The following is a 22826-nucleotide window of genomic DNA, read 5'->3' on the forward strand; positions in this document are numbered from 1 at the left end:
CAGGTTGTTCTACTAGAGAAGCATAAATTGATTAAAAAGGAGATGAAGATCGCAATTAGTGGTAATTCCGGTTTTATAGGACGGCATCTGACGGATTTCTTTTCCGGCAGGGGAGATATCGTTGTCCCTCTGAAGCATTCGATGTTTCGTCTCAGGACTAATGAGAAGCTGAAAGAGGCTCTTTCCGGATGTGATGTCGTGATCAATCTGGCCGGTACAACCATTAATCAACGTTGGACTGGCCGGGCTAAACGTAAAATAAAGAACAGCCGTGTGTATACGACACGGCGACTGGTGTCGATCATTAATGAGATGCCGGTCAAGCCGCAATTGTTTATATCCGCTTCCGCAGTAGGTATTTACCCGGATGAGGGTATCTATTCGGAAACAAGCACTTCCGAAGGCACCGGCTTCCTGGCCGACGTCTGTATCCATTGGGAAGAAGAAGCCCAGAAGCTATCGAGGGATGTGCGGTTGGTTATTGCCCGTTTCGGTGTGGTACTGTCGAAAGACGGGGGAGCTCTGCCGAAGATGTTGTTGCCGTTCCGTTTCTTTGTGGGTGGGAAGATCGCTTCCGGTAAACAAGGTTTTTCGTGGATACATATAGATGATGTATTGTATGCTATTCAGTTTATTATCGACCATGACGAGCTCTCCGGAGTTATCAATCTGGTTGCCCCTCAACCGTTGACGAACCGGGCTTTCGCAAAAGCGACTGCCGAGGTGATGCACCGTCCGGCCTGGCTGACTATTCCCGGAAAAATATTTCACTATCTCTATGGAGAAGGAGAGGAGTTGCTCACCAAAGGGCAACAGGCTTATCCAGCCCGCCTGCTCTCTGCCGGCTACGTGTTCCGTTATTCGGATATACGGCTAGCTTTGTATAGTTTCATGATGTAGTAAATACGCACTTAACAATTCTAATAATATACAAAAAGGGGACTCTGTTCATTCAGAATCCCCTTTCTTTCTTATAATATTGCTTTACTTATTTGTAGCTAAAGCCGGCTTTCTTTTGTGCACTGCCGGCATTTCCGGCGGGGATCACAGTGAAGCCCCATTTGTATTCCTGATCGGCAGGCAATGTGTATTGGGCTTCCGGACGTGAATACCAGCTGTCGTAACCGGCCAGTCCCTGTTGTTTCAGGTCAACACATACTTCCACGAAGTTACGCGGAGTGATGTCGTTGATATGGGTCTGGCGAGGTTTGTCGTACGGGCCGATGTTCGGTCGGTTGTCTATCTCTTCCTGCGTGAAGTTGTTCCATTGGAACGGACGGTTGGTTGCTTTACCTGCATCGAAGTCTTCAACGGAGTTGCGCATTGCGTTGAATTCCATTTCGTCGTCGGCAACGATCAACAGGTTTTTGCCCTTACCACCCAGTGTGATCCAACGGGTATCGCAATGGTGGCCGTTTTCCTGCGGACGAACATAGGGGAAGTATTGATCTTCCGCTGTGCTCTTGTATTGTCCGATTATGTAACCGGCCTTACGATCCCAGTAGTTTTCCAGCGGGCCACGTCCGAAGTATTCCAGTTGATCCATCGTAGCAGGCAGACGGAAACGTACGCCGATACGGGGAACAACCATCTTATCGCGTTCGCTCACTTTATCACGTCCCGGTGAGAACGTTGCAGTGGCAGTCGCTTCGGAAATACCGATCTTTACGCCATCCAGATGGGCAGGAGTGAAGTGGGTAGCCACGTTCATTACACCGTCAGGATAGATCTTGTAAGTAATCAGGAACTCATTACCGGCCGGTAATTTGTATTCTACATTGACGATCGCATTTCCTTCGACGATTTCGGCAGATGCCTTTGTTACGTTGAAGTTACGGCTCGACAGTTCCCATATTTCCAGACGTTTCGGGTTACCGCTACCGTAATCATTATCGTTAGGAGCACGCCAGAAATTCGGCTGGATACCGAAGCCTTCGTTGAAGTATTCCGTGCCGCCTACCTTATAGGAGCTGACAACACCAGATTTCTTATCAAACACGAAGTTTACTTTAGAAGAAGTAACCTTCACATTGTCACCTTCTTCAGATACAGTCAGTTTAGGGCCACCGGCCTTATAAGCCACCTTGTCAGCAGTGATAGGTAACAGGAACTGATCCTTTGCCACCTCGAAACCGGCAGGAACAACCCCGTTCGGTCTGGTAGAAGAAACAACGAAATTAACCAGGTAATCTACACCGGCCTGCGGTTTCAATCCGGCGACCGGAACTGTTATTTCCTGTGAAGCCTGCGGTGCCATATCGAGAGATAGTTTGTTGCTGCTGATCACCTTGTTGTTTGCTTTAACAGTATAAGTGATCATATAATCCTTCAGGTTGGTGAAGTAGAAACGGTTGGTGATTTTGAATACACCATTAGCAGCGTCTACTGCTTCAAAGCCGATATTCTGATGGCTGAACTTAACCTCTTCCATTGCCGGGTGCGGAGTGCGATCCGGGTTTACGATACCGTTGCAAAGGAAGTTACCGTCGCTAGGCATGTTTACACCGAAGTCGCCGCCATAAGCATAGAATTCTTTGCCGTCTTTATCTTTAACAAGAAGTCCCTGGTCTACCCAGTCCCAGATCCAGCCACCCTGAAGGTTCGGATATTTGTAGATCGCTTTCCACTGATCCCATAGGTTGCCGGTCGAGTTACCCATTGCGTGGGCATATTCGGAAGGAGCTACCGGACGGTCGCTACCTTTACTTCCGATCTCTTCCAACCATCCGGCACTCGGGTATTGCGGTACATACATATCTGTATTCCATTCCCAAAGGGCACGTTCGTAGTTGACTGGACGGTCCATCAATTCTTTGTCTTTATTCTTCACATACAGGTAAGTCTGATAGAAGTTGTATCCGTTACCGGCTTCGTTACCCAGCGACCAGATGGTTACCGACGGGTAGTTCTTGTTGCGTTCATACATATTCATGGTACGATCCATGTGCGGGAGCAACCATTCCGGGTTGTTACCCAGTGAACCGCCTTTACTCAGGCTATAATACATACCGTGCGATTCGATGTTCGCTTCGTCATATACATACAGTCCATATTCGTCACACAGTTCGTAGAAGCGACGGTCTTGCGGATAGTGGCATAAACGAACGGAGTTGAGGTTGTTCTTCTTCATGATTTCGAAGTCCTTACGCATCAGTTCTTCCGTTACATAATGTCCGGTTAACGGATTATGTTCGTGGATGTTCACGCCTTTGAACTTGATCGGCTGTCCGTTGAACAGCAGGACTGTGTACGGCTTACCGTTACCGGCGATCTGGTCGATCGGCTTGATCTCGATGCGGCGGAAACCAACGTTATAAGGAATGACTTCTGTCACCTTACCATCTTCTTTTACTGTCATCAACAGTTTATAAAGATTGGGGTGTTCGGCGTTCCAGGTAGCCACATCGTTCAGGTCTTTCTCAAAAGAGGCTGTCTGGATGCTGTTGGCACCTACCCATAGTTTATTGTCGGCTGTTGCAACGGATTGACCTTTAGCATCCAGCAGTTCGTAAGATACGGTAATGTCTTTGGCTTCTTTTGTATGGTTCTTGATGTCGACAGCCAGTTTGAAGATACCGTTTTTATACGTATCGTCGAGTGTGGAGATCACGCGGAAGTCGTTCACGGCAATCTTCGGCTGCGACCACAGGAACACATCACGTTCGATACCGCTGAGGCGCCAGAAGTCCTGGCATTCCAGATAAGAACCGGTGCTCCATCTGAATATCTTCAGGGTAAGTACGTTTTTACCCGGTTGCAGATATTTGTTGATCAGGAATTCGGCCGGATTCTTGGAGTCTTCGCTGTAACCGACTTCCTGTCCGTTTACATAAACGTAAAGGCCCGATTTGGCTCCGGCGATATGCAGATATACATCGCGTCCGTCCCAGTTGGCCGGTACTTCGAAGTCGCGGCGGTAAACACCTACCGGGTTAGCTTCCGGCAATTGCGGAGGTTGCGGATTACGTGGTTTGAACTCATACCCGTGATTGGTATAGATGGCTGTGCCATGTCCCTGAACTTCCCAGTTACCCGGAACGGTAATATCATCCCAGGAAGAAGTGTTTATTGAAGGATCAGTGATATTGGCAGGAAGATCTTTATAGGAGTCTACGAAGAAGAACTTCCATGTACCGTTCAGCAGCGAATAGTACGGACTTTTTTCAAAGCGGGAAGAAAGAGCGGTAGAACGATCCCCGTACGTCATGAACGAGGAGCGTGGCAGCTCTTTGTTTACGGCAACGACTTGAATGTCTTGCCAATACGGCTTCGTTGCCTGGGTGGTTGGCGTACCGTCAGCCAGTACAGACCCCAGAAGGAAGCAACTGAATGCTCCTGCGAGCACAGCTTTTTTAATAGAGTGTTTCATCTGTATTTATTTAGATTGGTATAGTCTGAAGAAAGGGGAACTGATAATTAAGCACCTGGATAATTATCAATTCCCCTGATGAGTATGAATGCTATTTATTTAGCAGCATAGAAAGAGTATCCTTCAACAACTTGACGGAATGCCAGAACACCGGCCTGATTCAGCTCGACATTCATTTCCTTACCGTCGGGGAGGAACATAACAACTTCGTCGTTGTCTTTGAACTTCAGTAATTTGGTTGCTTCTCCGTCAGCTTCAACGCTCCAGCTCTTGTCTGTTTCGTCAAATACCAGGTCGATTGCTTTTTCTTCGCCCTCTTTCTGGATATGGTATCCGTCCTTCTTTGTTTCAACGGTGTAGATACCATCTTTTCCTTCTATTGTTTTAACACTTCCCGCATCAGCTACCGGATTGTTTCCACTCCAGAATTCAATGGAGTTGAGAACCAATACGTCGGCAAGTGCAGATATTTCATAAACCGGAACGATCCAGAATGCGATAAATACCAATTCGTTTACAAATTTACTGTCGATGTTTCTGTTCCAATCCAGGAGTTTGTTCGTTAAACCGAACGATCCGATACAGGAAGAGAACAATACACTGCTGGCTAATGTGGTTGCCACTAATAATGTTAATCCTTTTTTCTTCATGAATTATTGAAATTGATGTTAGTAGTTAGTTAATTGGGGACGAAGATAATAATTATTTTGTTTTCCAACTTACTGTTCTTCTATTATTTCGGCACCCGTCGATCAGTTCTTCTCTGTATTCTATCGGTTTAGTAATCAGTTCCGGAAGGTTGAATGTCTTCGTGAAATCGAGGTAGAAATCAGGATCTTTCTGCGGAAGGACAAAGGGTTTTCCTGCCATCCCTGTCCGGCTGTCAAAGCTTGCTATATAAGGGTGTGCCCATAATCCGTCCAGCCGTTTACTGCTGAAAACGAACCACTCGCCGGTAGATGACCAGGTGTGAAAGCTTTCTACATCGTTACTGTTTACTTCCTCCATATTACGTATATTGCCAGTCTCCAGGTTGAGCAGATATAATTCGCTTTCCGGGTGCCAGATGGAGAAGTTTCCGTAATCGGAACAGGTAAACATCAGAAACTTTCCGTCCGGTGAGATACGGGGGAAAGAGATACTTTTGCCTGTTTCGGAAGCATTGAAAACACATTCGGGGGTTCCGAAACTTTCATCTGTCGCATTGAAAGGGATCCTGTACAGGTCGTAACGGATACTATCCAACGGGGTCTTTTTATTTATGGCCTTGCTGCGGCAGTAATAAAGCATGTCTCCTGACGAGTTCCAGGCAGGGAAGGTTTCCATCCACTTTTTACCGTAGACGGCAGTGTCTGTGATCAGTGTATTTGTTTCCGTATCCAGTATCACCAGGTCTGACTCGGAGTCTGATACCTCTACCGCTTTAGGGCCGGTGGAGTGGAAGTATTGCTGTATCTCGTTGACGGAGAAAGCCAGGTATCTGCCTTCGGGATGCCATGATGCGTAGGCACCGGAGTTTGCCATTTCCTGTGCTTTGACTTCTATCCTGTCTATATTCCCTTGCCGGCGGATCAATGTGCCTCCCGCTTTTCCGCGTATGTGTATCATCATTGTCTCCGGAGAGTTTTTACAGAAGGTGTGGCAGTTCAGGCACCCTTCTTCTATGGATTGGTTTTCGATAAGCGGTGTTTCTTTATAGGAAGTCAGATCACGTTGATAAATGCCCATTTGATTCCAGAGCTCATATCCTGGGTAAAGTAGCCGGTAAACAAGATACGGGTCGATAGCAGAACGGGCAATCACATTGGTAATATCCGGATGTTGCGTCCATTTGCCGTTTTGGCTGATAGATATGCGGATAAAGAATGTATTACCGGCTGTATGCTTTAGCAACTCTTTCCATTGCCCGGCGGGGATCGTTACGGATGGCTGTTTGCTTCGGATCGTAATATAGGTATTTTCCTTATTGCCGATCTCCGTGTAGAATTCGTCCCCTTCTTCCAAGATCCTGAAATTGGGGGGAGCTATGTTGGAAGGGAAAGTGACTCCGGTATAGTCGGGGAAGAGGGCGACCGCCTTGTCGGTCTGTACTTCCGGGGTTATACGGGGCTGAGTACAGCTAACGGAGATAATGAGCCAACAGGCTAGTATGCCAATGTGCCAATGAAGAGGGAAATATTTCATTTTATAGGGGGATTACTTGGTGATTACTTTGTTTCCGTAAGGACTGAGAAAGTTGAGGTAATACCAGTAGGTGTTACCGAATTGCTTCTTCAGTGCCTGCCTGTCTTTTCTCTGGTAAAGGGCGTAATAGGCTTTAAACCTTTCTTCCGTGGCCGGGCTGATGTCGAAGCCTAGTTTGTTGAAGGTATCTTCGTCTACTCCCAGTCGATAGGTGTAAAGTGCCTCCTCGTATATCCGGGGAAGTGCCGGATAGGAGAAAGAGCGTATCCGTTTCAGGTTCTCTGCAAAACGGACTAGCTGATTACTCAATAACAGGTCGCTCATCAGGTATTCGAACGCCATCCGGTTGGTAGAGTCTTTATCGCATAAATAGCTAAGCTCCGGCCCTATATTCAGAATATTGGCAAAGCGGACTTTTTCATCTTTATCGTAAGGGATGGTCTTTAAGCCGGTGAGTTCTCCGGAAGAAAGATGTTTTTCCAGTTTTTCTGCCTGTTTCCGGTAGAAAAGAGAGTGCTTTAGCTTCCGGATAAAGCGCATGGCTACTTTCGGGCGGTGGTTGACGATATTGTAACGGATCAGGTTGATCAGGTTTGGAGCTGTTTCGCCGAATACGGTCATCGCTTCAAAGGCCCAGCGGTGTGCTTCGTTTATATAGCCGAGTTGTTCGTAGATATAATGTCCGTATTCGGTTTGGCGGCTATCGCTTTTCCAGGGCAGATAGAGTGATTGTACTCCCATCGTTTGCGGATAGTCGAACAGGTTGTCAGGCATTTTACCCATATGGTAAAGGGCTATATTGTTGAGATATAAGATTAACTGGTTTTGTCCGCGGTATCGTCGGCAGCAGTCCATTACCTGTTCCCATTGGCCGGCCTTAAGATGTATTTCAGCTTCGATGATCAGCCGTTCACGCATATTATACGAGAAGATGAAAAAGTAGAAAGTACCTCCGGCGTAGACCAGTAAGCTGAATAGGTTGGTAGCCAGACGGTATTTATTGTTTGTTATATATCCGGTCACAGATAAGGCGGATAACATCGGGATAAGAATGATAATGAGCGTAATGACTGGATAAATCCATCCGCATATCCAATATAATATGGCAGTAGCCGGTATGAATAATATAAGTTTCAGCCGGTTCGGTTTTACGGAACTGATAGCCCAATAAACCAGCAGGCAAAAATCTAACCCGACAATATGGGCAACCGGAAAATCGACAGACAGGTATTGGATCAGGAGCCAGAGGGAAGGAACCAAAGCCAATAGAAAGAGATCGTGTTTCCTGGTTAATCTGTGGCAGATCGTGACGTTAAGAAGATAAGGTAGAGAAAGCAGCAAAGCGAACCAACCCTTTCCTGTATGCGGCAGATAAAAGAACTGTATGCAGAAATCGGTCAGGTAACCGAGCAACTGTCCCGGTGCGGAAAGATGGCTGTCCAGGTAGGTTTGAGTGAAAAGGAACAGATGATGCTGTTCGTGATAATAAGGTATATAAAACATCGGACCTTCCAGGAGAAGGAAGAATAGTAGAAAGAGTAGGACGGAAAGGAAAAAGGAGATTTGCTTCATTCGAATATTACTGGTTTTCATGTGTTGATTGCATGCTCGGTTATTTACGGTCATCGTCAACGGGGAGAGACGGTGGTCGTCAACGGTAAGGGACGAACGCCTTATATACGAAGAGAGGGACATCCTCCCCGGGAAGGTTGGATGTCCCTGCATAGTAATTTAATCTTTGGTTGCATAACCCGGGTTCTGTGTCAGAGCCGGATTCAAGTCTATTTCAGATTGGGGAATTGGAAACAAATAGTTATGATCTTCATATTTGCTACCTGTCAGCTTAATGTTCTCTCCCTGATACAGGATACATACTTTACCATTATCACCTTCCCAAGCGTTTGGATCGTCTATGAGTTTGTATTTCATACCTAGGAACGGAGCGTTCAGTACATCCTTGGCGATACCCCAACGGCGGATGTCCCATTTGCGTTTACTGCCTTCGAGTGCGAATTCCACACGCCATTCATTGCGGATACGCTGGCGCAGTGCATCCTGTGTGCCGCAATAAGTCGGTTTGGATGCGTCTGTGTTTTGCAGTTCTGGCATGCCGACACGGCGGCGTACACGGTTGACAGCTTCGAAAGCGGATGCATCCAGGCCAGATATTTCGTTTTTGGCTTCGGCATAAGTAAGCAGCACTTCCGCAAAACGGATCACGTGCCAGTCTTTTCCCATATCCCACCCTGTAGATTGAGGGTCGATGCTCGGATCAAGCCATTTCTGCTGATAGTAGCCGGTAGCGGTTGCATCGTTATGTTGTGCCACTCCTGTGCTACCACTTGATTTAAGCGGAGCTGTTTTTACTGTAACACCATACATCACTTCACCGTCATGTAATACACATACTTCCAGACGAGGGTCGCGGTCTTTAAACGGATTTGTTTCATCGTATGTTTCCGATTTTGTGATGGGAGAACCGTCTGCACATTCGAAAGCATCTACCAGGCTCTGTGTCGGGTTGATACCGCCCCAGCCTAATGTCGGGAAACATTCCCAGCCGATCAGGTAATGCGTTAGTTCCGGAGCATTGAATTGTCTTACCAAAATAGCTTCTTTACAGGCTTCCTGGCTTTCCCAGAACAATTCAGCGTATTTGCCGGTATTGTTGGCATCAAACAGCTCGTACTCGCCGGAGTCCATGACGGCCTTAGCCGCATTGACTGCTGTGTCGAAATGTTTGAAGTAAAGTGCGGCACGGGCTTTCATCGCATTGGCTGCTCCTTTGGTTGCACGTCCGTAATCGCTTGTCGGCCATTGGGCAGGTAAGTGGGTTGCTGCATAGTCCAGGTCTTCCATTACTTTGTCATATACCTGGTCAACCGGGGTACGGGTGATGCCATCCATGTCATGCAGATCAAGTGTGCTTTCCACATAAGGAACATCACCGAAAGTCTGGATCAGTCCGAAATAAGTGAAGGCACGCAGGAAACGTGCTTCTCCAATCGTCGCTTCTTTGTCGGTTTGGGGGAAGTTCTCGATCAGATCGATCTTTTCCAGTAATACATTGCAGGCCCGGATGGCTTTATAATCATCTTTCCAACCCATATCTGCCGGATCGTAGATACCTTTCGATACATTACCGGCTGCCCATTTGATGCCGTGTACGGCATTATCCGAGTCAATATCTCCGTCTACATCTCCATTATATTTCCCCGGCATAACCTGACGGTATACGTCTCCAATGAACATTTTAGCATCGTTTGGTGTTTTCCAGAAACTTCCGTCGGATAGTTCGTCCTGTGGTATTCTGTCCAGGAAATCGCTACAAGAGCTGAAACTAAGCAGTGTAACAGCCGAGATAGCTATATATATAAGATTCTTTTTCATATTTCTGATTGATAAACTAATTATTTAAAATCCAACTTTAAGACCCACAGAGATCTTTCTTACATTTGAGTAAAGTCCGCCGCGTGAATTGCTTGGTGCAGATTCCGGGTCAAGGCTATCCATACCTGTAATAGTGAACAGGTTTTCACCGGTTACATACACTTTCACACGTTCCAGATTGATTTTGGCCAGCAACGTTTTTGGTAAGTTATAACCGACCGTCAGATTCTTAAGACGGACATATGAAGCGTCTTCCAACCAATAGGAAGAGAGCTGGTAGTTGATCTGGTCGGACATCGTGATGCGCGGATAAGATGCGTCGTGGTTGGTCGGAGTCCAACGATCCAGATGGCGTTCCAGTACTTTACCTCCGTTAAAGAAAGCATAGGCTGCTTCACCGTTTACATAGGCATCTACATCGAAAGCTCCCTGAAAGAAGAATGACAGGTCGAAATTCTTGTAGTAAAGATTGGCACCAAGTCCGGCAGTCCAACTAGGGAATTCTTTGCCGATTACTTCGCGGTCGTTGGCTGCATCGATCTTTCCGTCATTGTTCAGGTCCACATATTTGATGTCGCCCAATTGTTCTGTTCCAGTGCGTTTGGCATGATTCTTCAGATCATCTTCTGTGTTGAAATAACCGTCAGCTTTGTAGCCGTAATAAGAACCGATAGGATATCCTTCCAAGAACCAGAAATTATCGCGTCCGTCTCCTGGCTCTTTACCTTCAGTACCTTTCAGGTCGACCAATTCGTTGTGAACATATGCCAAGTTGAAATTGATGTCATATCTGAAATCCTTGTTTACCACGTTATTATGGAATACACTCAGGTCGAAACCTGTGTTCCGTACTTCACCGGCATTCTGTCTGGGAGCGTCCAGGCCGAAAACACCTTGTACAGGGAGCAAAAGAAGCATATCTTTGGTCGATTTTTTATATCCAGCCAGTTCAAATCCTAATTTATTATTCAAGAAAGAAGCTTCGATGGCTCCTTCCAGACTGGTAACAGTAGCCCATTTCAGATCCTTGTTGGCATAGCGACTTTCATATGCAGTAGAATATAGGGAATTGCCAAACATATACTTTTCATAAGCGTAAGAAGGAATTGTCAGATAAACTTCATCGTCTTTCAATTCTTCGTTACCGGTCTGTCCCCAGCCTACACGCAGTTTCAGGTTACTCAGCCAACTAATATCGGCGTTCTTCATAAATTCTTCTTCCGTTATTCTCCAACCGGCCGAAAAAGCAGGGAAGGTTCCCCAGCGGTTACCTGAAGCAAAGCGAGAGGAACCGTCTATGCGGACATTGGCTTCAAAAAGATATTTGTCAGCAAAACTGTATTGTGCACGGCCGAAATAAGAACGGTGAGCAACTTCGTAACCTGTTTCCTTATTTGTTTGTGATGAAGCATCCAACGTACTCAATGATTCCTGCAACTCATTGTTGCCTCCTCCTTTGCGGGTTGCTTCCAAATGTTTATAACGTTGGTCGATCTGTTCGAAACCGGCAAGTAAGCCCAGGTCGTGTTTCCCCCAGGTTTCATTATAATTTATCAGAACCTGTGTGGTATACCAGTTCCACCAAGTCTGTTTTTCATTAGCTTCGCGTAATCCGGTGTTGGCCTCGTTTTTCTCACCGTAAACAATGTTTGTCTTGAAACCATTTTCGTCGCGGAAGTCGTTACGGATAGAGAATAATGCTTTGGCAGATAAATTTGGCAGGATGTTGACTTGTCCGTACAATGTTCCGTTTACTTGTTGATCCATTGTCCTTTTGAAGCCGTCACGTCCTAATAAAGCGACCGGATTGTCTTTTCCGTGGTAAAGAAAGTCTCCATTTTCATTACGGACACCTTCAATCGGAGTGGCGCGGTTTGTGAATTGTGTCATACTAGCCACACTGTTCCATCCGTCCATCAGAGTACCTCGGTAGCCTGAAACATTCATTCCGGCGGAAAACCATTTGTTGATTTGTGAATCGATACTTGTGCGGGCATTGAAACGTTTATAATTATTAGCGTCTATCAAACCGTCCTGTTGAGTGTAACCGACAGATGCGCTATAACTGGTCTTTTCTGAACCTCCGCTGATGGATAAGTGGTGCATCGTTTCAATGGAGTTTTTCTTCATTGTTTCCTTATACCAGTCTGTGTTCGGGTGACCGTATGGGTCGGAGCCATTGCGATAAAGTTCGATATCTTCATCTGTGAAACGAAGCGGATTGTTAGGATTATCATTTAATGTCGCTTCGTTGTATAGCATTGCATAATCAGCTGATCCCAGGAATTTGGGACGCATGGTCGGAGTTGCCCAAGCTACATTACCAGAATAGCTTACGCGAGCTCTTTCCCCTTTTTTACCTTTTTTAGTCGTGATAAGGATTACTCCGTTTGCTGCTTGTACACCATAGATGGCAGCGGAAGAAGCATCTTTTAGTACAGTCAGGCTCTCGATATCAGACGGGTCGATTGTATTCATACTTCCGGGTACACCATCTACAATAACAAGAGGACTTACGGCATTGACAGAGTTTTTACCACGAATAGTAATAGTTCCGGTCTGGCTGCCCGGACGACCTGAACTTTGAATTGCCGTAACACCTGGCATCTGTCCGGCTAATGCAGCAGATACGCTGGATACGGGTCTGGATTCTAATGTCTCCGCTTTTACAGTAGCAACTGACCCTGTCAGGTTTGCTTTCTTCTGTACACCATAGCCAACAACTACAACTTCATCCAGCGCCTGTGAATCTTCCTTCAAAGTTATTTTTCCTTTGGAAGCTTCAGATGCTTTAATTTCCAGTGTTTTAAATCCGATGCTACTGATGACCAGAATGTCGTTAGGATTGGCTTCTAGTGTGAATTTTCCATCCAGATCGGTAACCGTACCGTTCGTTGTTCCTTTAATAACAACATTGGCTCCAATCAATGGTTCATTCATTCCACCGTCGAAAACTACTCCGCTTATGGCTTTTTTCTGTTGTGTAATAGATACTTCTGCTGTAGTGGCATACAGGGAAGATGCGGTTACTGAAACAGGAAAAGCAAGTGCGATTAAAAGCAATGATAGTTGATTTTGCTTTAAAATAGACCTGTAATTCATGTGTTTTTTATTGATAATTAATACTAGTACTGTTGCTAACATAGTTCTAGTAGGACTATGGTAAAATAATGATGCAAATTTAGCAAATTTTTAGATATTTATCCATACATTTCTTCAGAATTATAAGTGAAGTCTTAGCCTGTTGACAGTTGTGTTAATTATCAATACGGACAAGAGGCTACTACTTCTCTGAGAATTTATAATAAATGTATGCATTAAAATTAAAAACTTTGCTATTTGTGCAGCGTTGTTTTAAAATAGTTCTACTAGAACTATGTCTTTATGGATCTCTAATTTATCTAATAAATACCCTCTGTTTGTTTCTACCTAATAAGTAACTTTTCTGTAAGATTATTATAATATATGATTCATTAGTACCATATATTGTGATACTTCTGTACCATATATTATGATATTGCATTCTCATATATTATGATACTCTATTATTATAATATATGGTATTATAACTACTTGCCGGATAGTGACTTTACCTGAAATAGGTTTACAAATTAATTACTTCAATACTAAAAAACTTGTCAAAATAAGTTTATTCATACTGATACTCTTTACAGTAGCTAACCGTGTCTTACTAAAAAAGTTTACACGGTCAACAATGGACAATCCGGAGCCTCTTTCTTTCCGGGGGAACAAGTGGGAGGGCTCGATGCCCTTCCTCTTGTTTAGGAATAACAATGGCATAAACCATCGCCTATTCTTTCCGGGTCTTGCAAAGTTATACATAATCCTGGTTCATAGCCTCTTTGGGTGTATAAACTTTGTTTTTCCAGTACTTTTTCAATACCCCTGTGCCCTGGTGGGCTTTCTCGGGAGTAAGCATATTGTTACTCATATGAGGACGCTTGGTATTATAGAAATCAATGATTTGACACATTTTCTTTTCTATCTCTTCCAGCTTCTCAAACACCCCCATCTTGTAAAGCCACTCCTGTTTGATTATTCCATTAACCCGCTCGGCTACAGCATTGTCTGTTGGCTTGTAATCCTCTGTCATACTGATAGCTATATGATGGTCAGTCAATGTCTGCACATATAAGTCACAGCAATACTGGACGCCTCTGTCCGAATGATGAATCAGTCCTGACAGAGGTTCACTACCAACCTGTTTTATAGCCTGATTTAAAGCACTTAACGTATAAACGGCATGAAGTCCGGGAGCCATGCACCAACCAATTATTTTATGAGAATAAGCATCAGTTATCAGATGCAGATAGCAAACCGTATCTTTTAATGGTATGTAGGTTATGTCGCTTACCCACAATTGATTACGCGCATCCGGTGTGAAGCCTTTTATCAGGTTCTTATGCTTGCGATACCGATGATTGGAGTTTGTTGTCCGACGTCCTTTGGAAGGCTTGAGCATCAGCTTTTTACGCCGTAGAAGCTTGTAAAAAGAATCACGTCCCATCATTTGATCACGCCCATAGAGATCACAAAGGATTAGATACAGTTTAAAAGCACCTATGCCGGGATCTTCCATTCGATATTCCTTTACAGCCGAACAAATCATGTTCTCCACGATCTCTTGGCCAGCATGTTCTTTCTTGTACTGATAGTAGGCTTGCCTACTATTACCAAACAATCCGCAAAGAGTTTCAACACTTTCTTGCTGATACTCTTCACGCAGGAGAGTTACTGTTTGGCACCAGGCTTTTTTCTGATGCTTATGCCCTCATTTTTCTCTGCTACATCAATGAGGAGCTCCAAGCCGCGAGCCCGGAGATTGGCATACCACAGAGCCTTTTCAAGCTCTGCTATACGTTGATTTAACGCCTTTTCGGACCGAGGATTTGATCGGTCTTCAATCTTTTCCATATGCTTGCTTATTACTTCTTCTGACAAAGATAACTCTTTGCCATCAATAGGATAGCGTTGCAGCCAGGATAAAAGCACACGGGTACAGCTTAGACCATACTTCAGTGTTATTGAACGAACACTGCTGCCACTGGCATAGTAGTCTGTTAGAACCTCTAATTTGAAACTTTCTTCATAATGACATTTCTTACGATTTTGCATTTTTTTACACTTTATGGTTACACTGGGTGTAAACCCTATTCAGTATAAGACATAGTTTTTTGTATATCTGTATTTGTTTTCTTAGCTTTGTGAGTATAATATAATATTAATGTATATGCAGCATATATCTTACCGTATATTCGTCTCGTTTTGTATCCTGTTTTTTAGCCTGGCAATTTCAGCCCAAATGCCTGTCCGGCTAAACGAACGTTCCATCAGTCTGAATACTTCCTCTGGGCAGATCAATGGAAAGATAATTGCACCGGGAGCTTCTACCTATCCGTTGGTGCTGATTATTGCAGGTTCGGGGCCTACCGATATGGATGGTAATTCAGCCCCGGCAGGGATGAAGAATAATTCGTTGAAATATCTGGCCGAAGAATTGGGCAGGCGAGGGATCGGATCTCTTCGTTTTGATAAGCGGGGAATAGCTTCAAGTGCGGCTGCCGGAAAAGATGAATATTCCATGCGCTTCGAAGACCTTATAAAAGATGTACGCGAGTGGATCGATCTCTTATCCCGCGACCGTCGTTTGAGTGGCATTTATATAGCTGGTCATAGTGAAGGGGCATTGATCGGAATGGTTGCAAGCCAGAATAACCCGAAAGTAAAAGGATATATATCATTGGCAGGAGCAGGCCGCCCTTTGTCGGATATACTGGAAGAGCAGATGTCGGCACAACCTGAAGTGATACGGAAAATGATTGTATCCATCAATGACTCACTGAAGGCAGGGAAGTTAGTACCGAGTGTTCCGTTGGGGTTACAAGCTTTATTCCGTTCTTCCGTCCAACCGTATCTTATTTCCTGTTATAAATATAACCCGCAGGAAGAAATAAAGAAACTGACCGTTCCTGTCCTGCTATTGCAGGGAAAAACAGATATACAGATTTCCGTAAAAGATGCAGAACTGCTGAAGCAGTCATTGCCTTCGGCAGAATTACATCTGATAGACGGTATGAACCATGTATTAAAGGATTGCGACACGATGGACAGGCAGAAACAGATGGCTGTTTACACTAATCCAGACCTTCCTGTCAACGAGAACTTGCTCTTATTCATTGAAAAGTTTGTGAAGAAGCCCTGAACAATTGTATCTTTGTGCCCGTAAAATAGAAATAATTATGATTTCGGTTGAAGGACTAACAGTTGAATTTGGCGGTTTTACGCTTTTTGATGACGTTTCGTTTGTGGTAAACAAGAAAGATCGTATCGCACTGGTCGGAAAGAACGGGGCGGGAAAATCTACGATGTTGAAGATATTTGCTGGATTGCAATCTCCGACATCCGGTACAGTCAGTGTACCCAAAGAAACGACGATCGGCTACCTGCCGCAGCAGATGCAGCTGACAGATACACGTACCGTTAAGGAAGAAGCGGAACTGGCTTTCGGTCATATCCGGGAAATGGAGAAAGAGATCGAACGGTTGAACCTGCAGCTGGCTGAACGTACCGATTATGAAACTGAATCCTACCAGAAGCTGATAGACAAAGTAACCCATCTTTCCGAACATTTCCAGATGATGGGAGGGAGCAATTATCATGCTGAACTGGAACGGACATTGATCGGGTTGGGATTTTCCCGTACTGATTTCGATCGTCCTACTTCCGAATTCAGCGGTGGCTGGCGTATGCGTATCGAGCTGGCAAAGTTATTGCTTCGCCGTCCTGATGTCTTGTTGCTCGATGAGCCGACCAACCATTTGGATATCGAGTCTATCCAATGGCTGGAGAATTTTATCGCAACCCGTGCTAATGCCGTAATACTGGTTTCCCACGACCGTGCTTTTATCGATAATACCACTTTCCGTACTATTGAAATCGAACTGGGACAGATATACGATTATAAAGTAAAATATTCCGATTACGTGGAACTCCGCAAGGAGCGTCGCGAACAACAACTCCGTGCTTTCGAGAACCAGCAGAAGAAACTGGCTGATACGGAGGCATTCATCGAACGTTTCCGTTATAAGGCAACTAAGTCTGTGCAGGTTCAGTCGCGTATCAAACAACTGGAAAAGGTAGAACGTATCGAAGTGGATGACGTGGATACAGCCATGTTAAGCCTGAAGTTTCCCCCGGCTCCCCGTTCCGGCTCTTACCCGGTTATCGCGGAGGAAGTCTCCAAAAGCTATGGCGATCATCTGATCTTCGAGCATGTGACGCTGACTATCAACCGTGGTGATAAAGTAGCCTTTGTCGGAAAGAACGGGGAAGGTAAGTCTACCCTTGTAAAATGCATCATGGATCAGATCGACTACGAGGGAAAACTACAGTTGGGCCACAATGTAAAGATCGGTTACTTTGCACAGAACCAGGCGCAGATGCTGGATGACAACCTTACGGTTTTTGACACCATCGACTATGTAGCTGAGGGAGATATACGAACAAAGATACGTGATATACTCGGTGCCTTTATGTTCGGAGGCGAGGCTTCCGACAAGAAGGTAAAAGTCCTGTCAGGTGGTGAAAGAAGCCGGTTGGCAATGATCCGCCTGCTGCTCGAGCCGGTCAACCTGTTGATCCTCGATGAGCCTACGAATCATTTGGATATGCGTTCGAAAGATGTACTGAAAGATGCTTTGAAAGAATTCGACGGAACCGTGATCGTGGTTTCCCACGACCGTGAATTCCTGGATGGCCTGGTGGATAAAGTCTATGAATTCGGTAACCAGCGTGTCGTTGAACATCTGGGCGGTATTTATGAATTCCTGGAAAGAAAGAAAATGGATAGCTTGCGCGAACTGGAACGTGCTACGCAAGCTGCCTCTTCTTCCAACGATATGGATGCCCAGCCCACACAGAACAAACTTTCGTATGAAGCCCGGAAGGAACAAAGCAAGGCGATCAAGAAAGTTGAAAAGGCAGTGGCCGAAGCCGAGAAGAAAATAACGGAGCTTGAAAACGCAATTGCAGCTGTCGAAGCCAAACTGGCTACGCCCGAAGGAGCTTCCGATACTTCACTATACAACGATTATTCCTCTTTGAAAAAAGAGTTGTCAGATGTCATGGATACATGGACGGAACAGACGATAGAATTAGAAGAATTAAACGAAAAAGCGTCCCGGTAATCCGGAGACGCTTTTTTTGAAAGATATTGATTGGAGAAGGGTCTCAATTAAATAAAAGTATTTACTTTTGCTCTCTCACAGACTTTATCTGTTATACTATGAATCGTAGCTAATTGATAAATAACAAACGCCTAATTTATATAGACAAAATATTATGTTAACTCAAATTATTAACGGTCGTATCCTGACACCGCAGGGCTGGATGAAAGATGGTTCTGTGCTGATCAGTGATAACAAGATCCTGGAAGTAACGAACTGTGACCTGGCCATAGTTGGTGCGAACTTAATTGACGCCAAAGGAATGTACATCGTTCCGGGCGGAGTGGAAATCCATGTTCATGGCGGTGGTGGCCGTGACTTTATGGAGGGAACGGAAGAGGCATTCCGTGGAGCAGTGGCAGCTCACATGCAACACGGTACTACCAGTATTTTCCCCACCTTATCATCTTCAACTATTCCTATGATCCGTGAAGCGGCAGCTACTACGGAAAAACTGATGGCTGAAAAGGATAGCCCTATCCTGGGATTACATCTGGAAGGTCATTATTTCAATATGAAGATGGCCGGCGGACAGATTCCGGAAAATATCAAGAACCCTGATCCGGAAGAGTATATCCCGTTGCTGGAAGAAACCAATTGTATCAAGCGCTGGGATGCTGCCCCCGAATTACCGGGAGCAATGCAGTTCGGTAAGTATATCACTTCAAAAGGTGTTCTGGCTGCTGTCGGTCATACACAGGCTGAGTATGAAGATATCCAGACGGCTTACGAGGCCGGTTATACGCATGCAACGCATTTCTATAACGCGATGCCCGGTTTCCACAAACGTCGTGAATATAAATATGAAGGAACTGTGGAAAGCATCTATCTGATCGATGATATGACGGTTGAAGTCGTAGCCGACGGTATCCATGTCCCTGCCACGATCCTTCGTTTGGTTTATAAAGTGAAAGGAGTTGAACGCACTTGTTTGATAACGGATGCACTGGCTTGTGCCGCAAGTGACAGTCAGGTTGCTTTCGACCCCCGTGTGATCATTGAGGACGGTGTATGTAAACTGGCAGACCGTTCGGCTTTGGCGGGAAGTGTCGCTACGATGGATCGCCTGATCCGTACGGTAGTGCAGAATGCGGAGATACCTTTGGAAGATGCTATCCGGATGGCTTCGGAAACGCCTGCCCGTATTATGGGTGTTTACGATCGCAAAGGATCTTTACAGCGTGGTAAGGATGCCGATATCATGGTTCTGGATAAAGATTTGAACGTACGTGCTGTTTGGGCGATGGGTAAATTGGTGGAAGGAACCAATAAACTGTTTTAACGGGATAGAACACAAATAAAATAGTAGAAGTTATGTTGACACAAATAATAAACGGACAGATCCTGACACCGCAAGGTTGGTTGAAGGATGGTTCCGTCCTGATCAGTGATGGAAAAATACTGGAAGTAACCAACAGCGACCTGGCTGTGATCGGTGCGACTATAATCGATGCCAAAGGAATGTATATCGTCCCGGGCTTCGTGGCAATGAATATACACGGAGGGGGAGGATATGATTTTAAGGAGTGTACGGAAGAAGCATTTCATGGAGCGGTAAATGCCCATATGAAATATGGCGCTACCTGTATTTTCCCTACATTGGCTCCGCTGCCTGTTTCTGAGATCCGGAAAGGTATTGCCGTTTGCGAAAGCGTGATGGCTGAAAAGAACAGCCCTGTTCTCGGATTGCAATTGGAAGGCCCTTATCTAAACCCTAAGATGGCAGGTAGTCTTTTGACGGACGCCCTGAAAGATCCTGAATCTTCGGAATACATGTCTTTACTGGATAGTACGACTTGCATCAAACGTTGGGATGCCAGTCCCGAATTACCGGGAGCTTTGGATTTTGCCCGTTATCTGCATTCAAAAGGTATTTTGGCGGCTGTATCACATACGGAAGCTGAATTCGATGATATTAAAGCAGCTTATGAAGCCGGTTTTACGCATGCCGCTCATTTCTATAATGCGATGCCGGGTTTCCACAAGCGCCGCGAATACAAATATGAAGGGACAGTGGAAAGTGTATTCCTTGTCGATAACATGACCGTTGAGGTTATTGCCGATGGCCGTCATTTGCCTTCAACGATTCTTCGTCTGGTTTACAAGCTGAAAGGGGTGGAGAACACTTGCCTGACTACCGATGCTTTGGCGTATGCGGCCAACGAAGGGAAGCCGGTTACCGACCCTCGTATTATCATCGAAGATGGCGTTTGTAAGTTGGCCGACCATTCATCATTGGTCGGTAGTATTGCAACGATGGATGTATTGGTTCGCACGATGGCACAGAAAGCCGGCGTACCTTTGGCCGATGCGATCCGCATGGCTTCCGAAACACCTGCCCGTCTGATGGGTGCGGACGATCGTAAAGGTTCTTTACAGCGTGGTAAGGATGCGGACATCGTTATCCTGGATCGTAAACTAAACGTCCGTTCGGTTTGGTCGATGGGGCATTTGGTGGAAGGAACGAATACATTGGCCTGATGACAGACAGTACCAACTTATAGGTAAATAGATATTTTTGATTGCTTCCGTTAATCTTTATTTGCCGAAGAATTGTTATATTTGTAGTTCAAGTAAAAAAGTTGTACTAAATCGTAATTAAACATGAAGACGAACCTTAGTTCTCAAATTACCCTGACGCGTATACCGCTCAGGTATTACCGTCCGGAAAACGCTTACGAGCAATCAGTTTTAACTCGTTTTGAAAAGATTCCGACAAACATCTACGAATCGGCAAATGAAGGTTCCTTCGCGATCGCAAAGGAATTGGCTTCACAAATACGTAAAAAGCAGGATGCCGGAGAAATGTTTGTTCTGGCATTATCCGGAGGACGTTCTCCCCAGAGCGTCTTTAAAGAATTGATCCGCCTGCATAAGGAAGAACAATTGAGCTTCCGCAACGTGATCGTATTTAATGTATATGAATTCTATCCCCTGAGTGCATCGACTAATAGTAACCTGACATATCTGAAAGAATCGTTCCTCGATCATGTGGATATCGATCCGAAGAATATCTATTCACCGGATGGTTCCATGCCGAAGGATGCTATCTTTGAGTTCTGCAGAAACTATGAACAGCAAATCCAGGCAGTAGGAGGCATCGATTACATCTTACTGGGCGTTGGTCATGCAAGTAATATCGGTTTCAACGGCCCGGGTTCTTCTGTCAGTGTAGGTACCCGTCTGGTGTTGCTGGATAATGATGCCCGTAAGGAAGCCGCCAGAACATTCAAGTCTATCGAGAATGTCCCGGCCAGTGTGATCACAATGGGTATCTCTACTATTCTGCGTGCAAAGAACGTTATATTGATGGCCTGGGGTGAAGATAAAGCCCGTATCGTAGCCAATACGATTGAAGGTAAGGTGAGCGAAGCTGTTCCTTCTACCTATTTGCAGAATCATATGAATGCAAAGGCTGTTATCGACCTGTCCGCTGCTTACGAACTGACAAGAATCAGCCATCCCTGGTTGGTTACCAACTGCGATTGGGATAACAAATTGATCCGTCGTGCTATCGTTTGGTTGTGCCAGTTGACCGGCAAACCGATCCTGAAGCTGACTAACAAAGATTACAGCGAACATGGTCTGGGCGAACTGTTGGCCCTGTATGGTTCGGCTTACAATGTAAACATCAAGATATTTAACGATATCCAGCATACAATCACTGGATGGCCGGGTGGTAAACCGAATGCCGACGACTCCAATCGTCCCGAACGTGCCACTCCGTATCCTAAGAAAGTGATCGTATTCAGTCCGCACCCGGATGACGATGTGATCTCTATGGGTGGAACGCTGCGCCGTTTGTGCGACCAGCACCATGATGTGCATGTGGCTTATGAAACTTCCGGTAATATCGCTGTAGGTGACGACGAAGTGATCCGTTATTGCGAATATCTCCGTGACGTTTGCGATAAGTATTCTCCGAACGATGCTACGGTAAAGGATAAAGCGGAAGATATCATTAAATATCTGCGTTTCGAAAAGGTAGAAAACGGGGAGCCGGAAAAGAAAGACGTACTGTTCATGAAGGGAACGATCCGTCGTGAAGAAGCCCGTCATGGCTGCCGTTATTCAGGTGTGAAGGATGAAAATGTACATTTCCTGGATCTGCCGTTCTACGAAACCGGTCTTGTTAAGAAGAACGACCTGAGTGATGCCGATGTCGCTATCGTAAAGAAACTGTTGCAGGAAATCCAACCGGATCAGATGTTTGTTGCCGGTGACCTGGCTGACCCGCACGGAACACATAAAGTTTGTCTGGATGCTGTTCTGGCCGCTATCGACGAACTGAAAACAGAAGAATGGATGAAACATTGCCGTGTATGGATGTACCGTGGTGCATGGGCAGAATGGGAAATGGACCACATAGAAATGGCCGTTCCTATCAGTCCCGAAGAATTGCGCTTCAAACGTAACGCTATCCTGAAACACCAGTCACAGGCAGAAAGTGCTCCGTTCCTGGGTGATGACGAACGTTTGTTCTGGCAACGTGCAGAAGACCGTAACCGGGCTACTGCCGAACTGTATAAAGAATTGGGTCTGGCTTCTTATGAAGCGATCGAAGCATTTGTACAGTATATGATCCCGTTCGATAAATAAGAACATTATCCTATAAAATAGAAGAAGGTATCCTTTCG

The 22826-nt window shown here is 45.3% G+C and carries 14 protein-coding genes; 6 read left to right on the plus strand and 8 right to left on the minus strand.

What is annotated here, in order from left to right; genetic code table 11:
* Positions 1-42 precede the first annotated feature (42 nt).
* Positions 43-900: a TIGR01777 family oxidoreductase gene (locus tag HMPREF1536_RS01165; RefSeq protein ID WP_028730578.1), complete on the plus strand. Its 858-nt coding sequence runs from the start codon at positions 43-45 to the stop codon at positions 898-900.
* Between the two features lie 88 nt (positions 901-988).
* Here the strand turns inward: HMPREF1536_RS01165 and HMPREF1536_RS01170 are convergent, their stop codons facing one another.
* The 8 genes from HMPREF1536_RS01170 to HMPREF1536_RS01210 all read right to left on the minus strand — a co-directional run bounded on the left by HMPREF1536_RS01170 (position 989) and on the right by HMPREF1536_RS01210 (position 15079).
* The gene (locus HMPREF1536_RS01170) at positions 989-4369 is read right to left on the minus strand and encodes a glycoside hydrolase family 2 TIM barrel-domain containing protein (RefSeq protein ID WP_028730579.1); all 3381 of its coding nucleotides are present in this window, start codon (positions 4367-4369) and stop codon (positions 989-991) included.
* Between the two features lie 95 nt (positions 4370-4464).
* Positions 4465-5019, minus strand: coding sequence for a DUF3332 domain-containing protein (locus tag HMPREF1536_RS01175; RefSeq protein ID WP_028730580.1), 555 nt, complete (start codon positions 5017-5019; stop codon positions 4465-4467).
* A gap of 52 nt (positions 5020-5071) precedes the next feature.
* Positions 5072-6553, minus strand: a complete 1482-nt coding sequence (locus HMPREF1536_RS01180) for a TolB family protein (protein ID WP_028730581.1) — start codon at positions 6551-6553, stop codon at positions 5072-5074.
* Between the two features lie 12 nt (positions 6554-6565).
* Positions 6566-8125, minus strand: coding sequence for a DUF6057 family protein (locus HMPREF1536_RS01185; RefSeq protein ID WP_028730582.1), 1560 nt, complete (start codon positions 8123-8125; stop codon positions 6566-6568).
* Between the two features lie 159 nt (positions 8126-8284).
* Positions 8285-9943: a RagB/SusD family nutrient uptake outer membrane protein gene (locus tag HMPREF1536_RS01190; protein ID WP_028730583.1), complete on the minus strand. Its 1659-nt coding sequence runs from the start codon at positions 9941-9943 to the stop codon at positions 8285-8287.
* A 24-nt stretch (positions 9944-9967) separates the two neighbouring features.
* Positions 9968-13045: a SusC/RagA family TonB-linked outer membrane protein gene (locus HMPREF1536_RS01195; protein ID WP_028730584.1), complete on the minus strand. Its 3078-nt coding sequence runs from the start codon at positions 13043-13045 to the stop codon at positions 9968-9970.
* A gap of 733 nt (positions 13046-13778) precedes the next feature.
* A complete protein-coding gene (locus tag HMPREF1536_RS01205; RefSeq protein ID WP_122147178.1) occupies positions 13779-14645 on the minus strand; it encodes an IS3 family transposase in 867 nt (288 codons plus the stop codon).
* 50 nt (positions 14646-14695) lie between these two features.
* A complete protein-coding gene (locus HMPREF1536_RS01210) occupies positions 14696-15079 on the minus strand; it encodes a hypothetical protein (RefSeq protein WP_046151776.1) in 384 nt (127 codons plus the stop codon).
* A gap of 115 nt (positions 15080-15194) precedes the next feature.
* Between HMPREF1536_RS01210 and HMPREF1536_RS01215 the strand changes: the two genes are divergently transcribed.
* The 5 genes from HMPREF1536_RS01215 (at position 15195) to HMPREF1536_RS01235 (ending at position 22788) form a co-directional block, all read left to right on the plus strand.
* Positions 15195-16166, plus strand: a complete 972-nt coding sequence (locus HMPREF1536_RS01215) for an alpha/beta hydrolase (protein ID WP_028727686.1) — start codon at positions 15195-15197, stop codon at positions 16164-16166.
* A gap of 37 nt (positions 16167-16203) precedes the next feature.
* Entirely contained in the window at positions 16204-18150 is a 1947-nt protein-coding gene (locus tag HMPREF1536_RS01220; RefSeq protein ID WP_028727685.1) for an ABC-F family ATP-binding cassette domain-containing protein, read from the plus strand.
* A gap of 154 nt (positions 18151-18304) precedes the next feature.
* Complete coding sequence (nagA, locus tag HMPREF1536_RS01225; protein ID WP_028727684.1) at positions 18305-19471, plus strand: N-acetylglucosamine-6-phosphate deacetylase; 1167 nt, start codon at positions 18305-18307, stop codon at positions 19469-19471.
* Between the two features lie 32 nt (positions 19472-19503).
* On the plus strand, positions 19504-20670 hold the full coding sequence (gene nagA / locus HMPREF1536_RS01230; protein ID WP_028727683.1) for an N-acetylglucosamine-6-phosphate deacetylase: 1167 nt from the start codon (positions 19504-19506) through the stop codon (positions 20668-20670).
* A 123-nt stretch (positions 20671-20793) separates the two neighbouring features.
* Entirely contained in the window at positions 20794-22788 is a 1995-nt protein-coding gene (locus tag HMPREF1536_RS01235) for a glucosamine-6-phosphate deaminase (protein ID WP_028727682.1), read from the plus strand.
* Positions 22789-22826: the final 38 nt, after the last annotated feature.

The sequence above is a fragment of the Parabacteroides gordonii MS-1 = DSM 23371 genome (genome assembly GCF_000969825.1).
Classification (GTDB): domain Bacteria; phylum Bacteroidota; class Bacteroidia; order Bacteroidales; family Tannerellaceae; genus Parabacteroides; species Parabacteroides gordonii.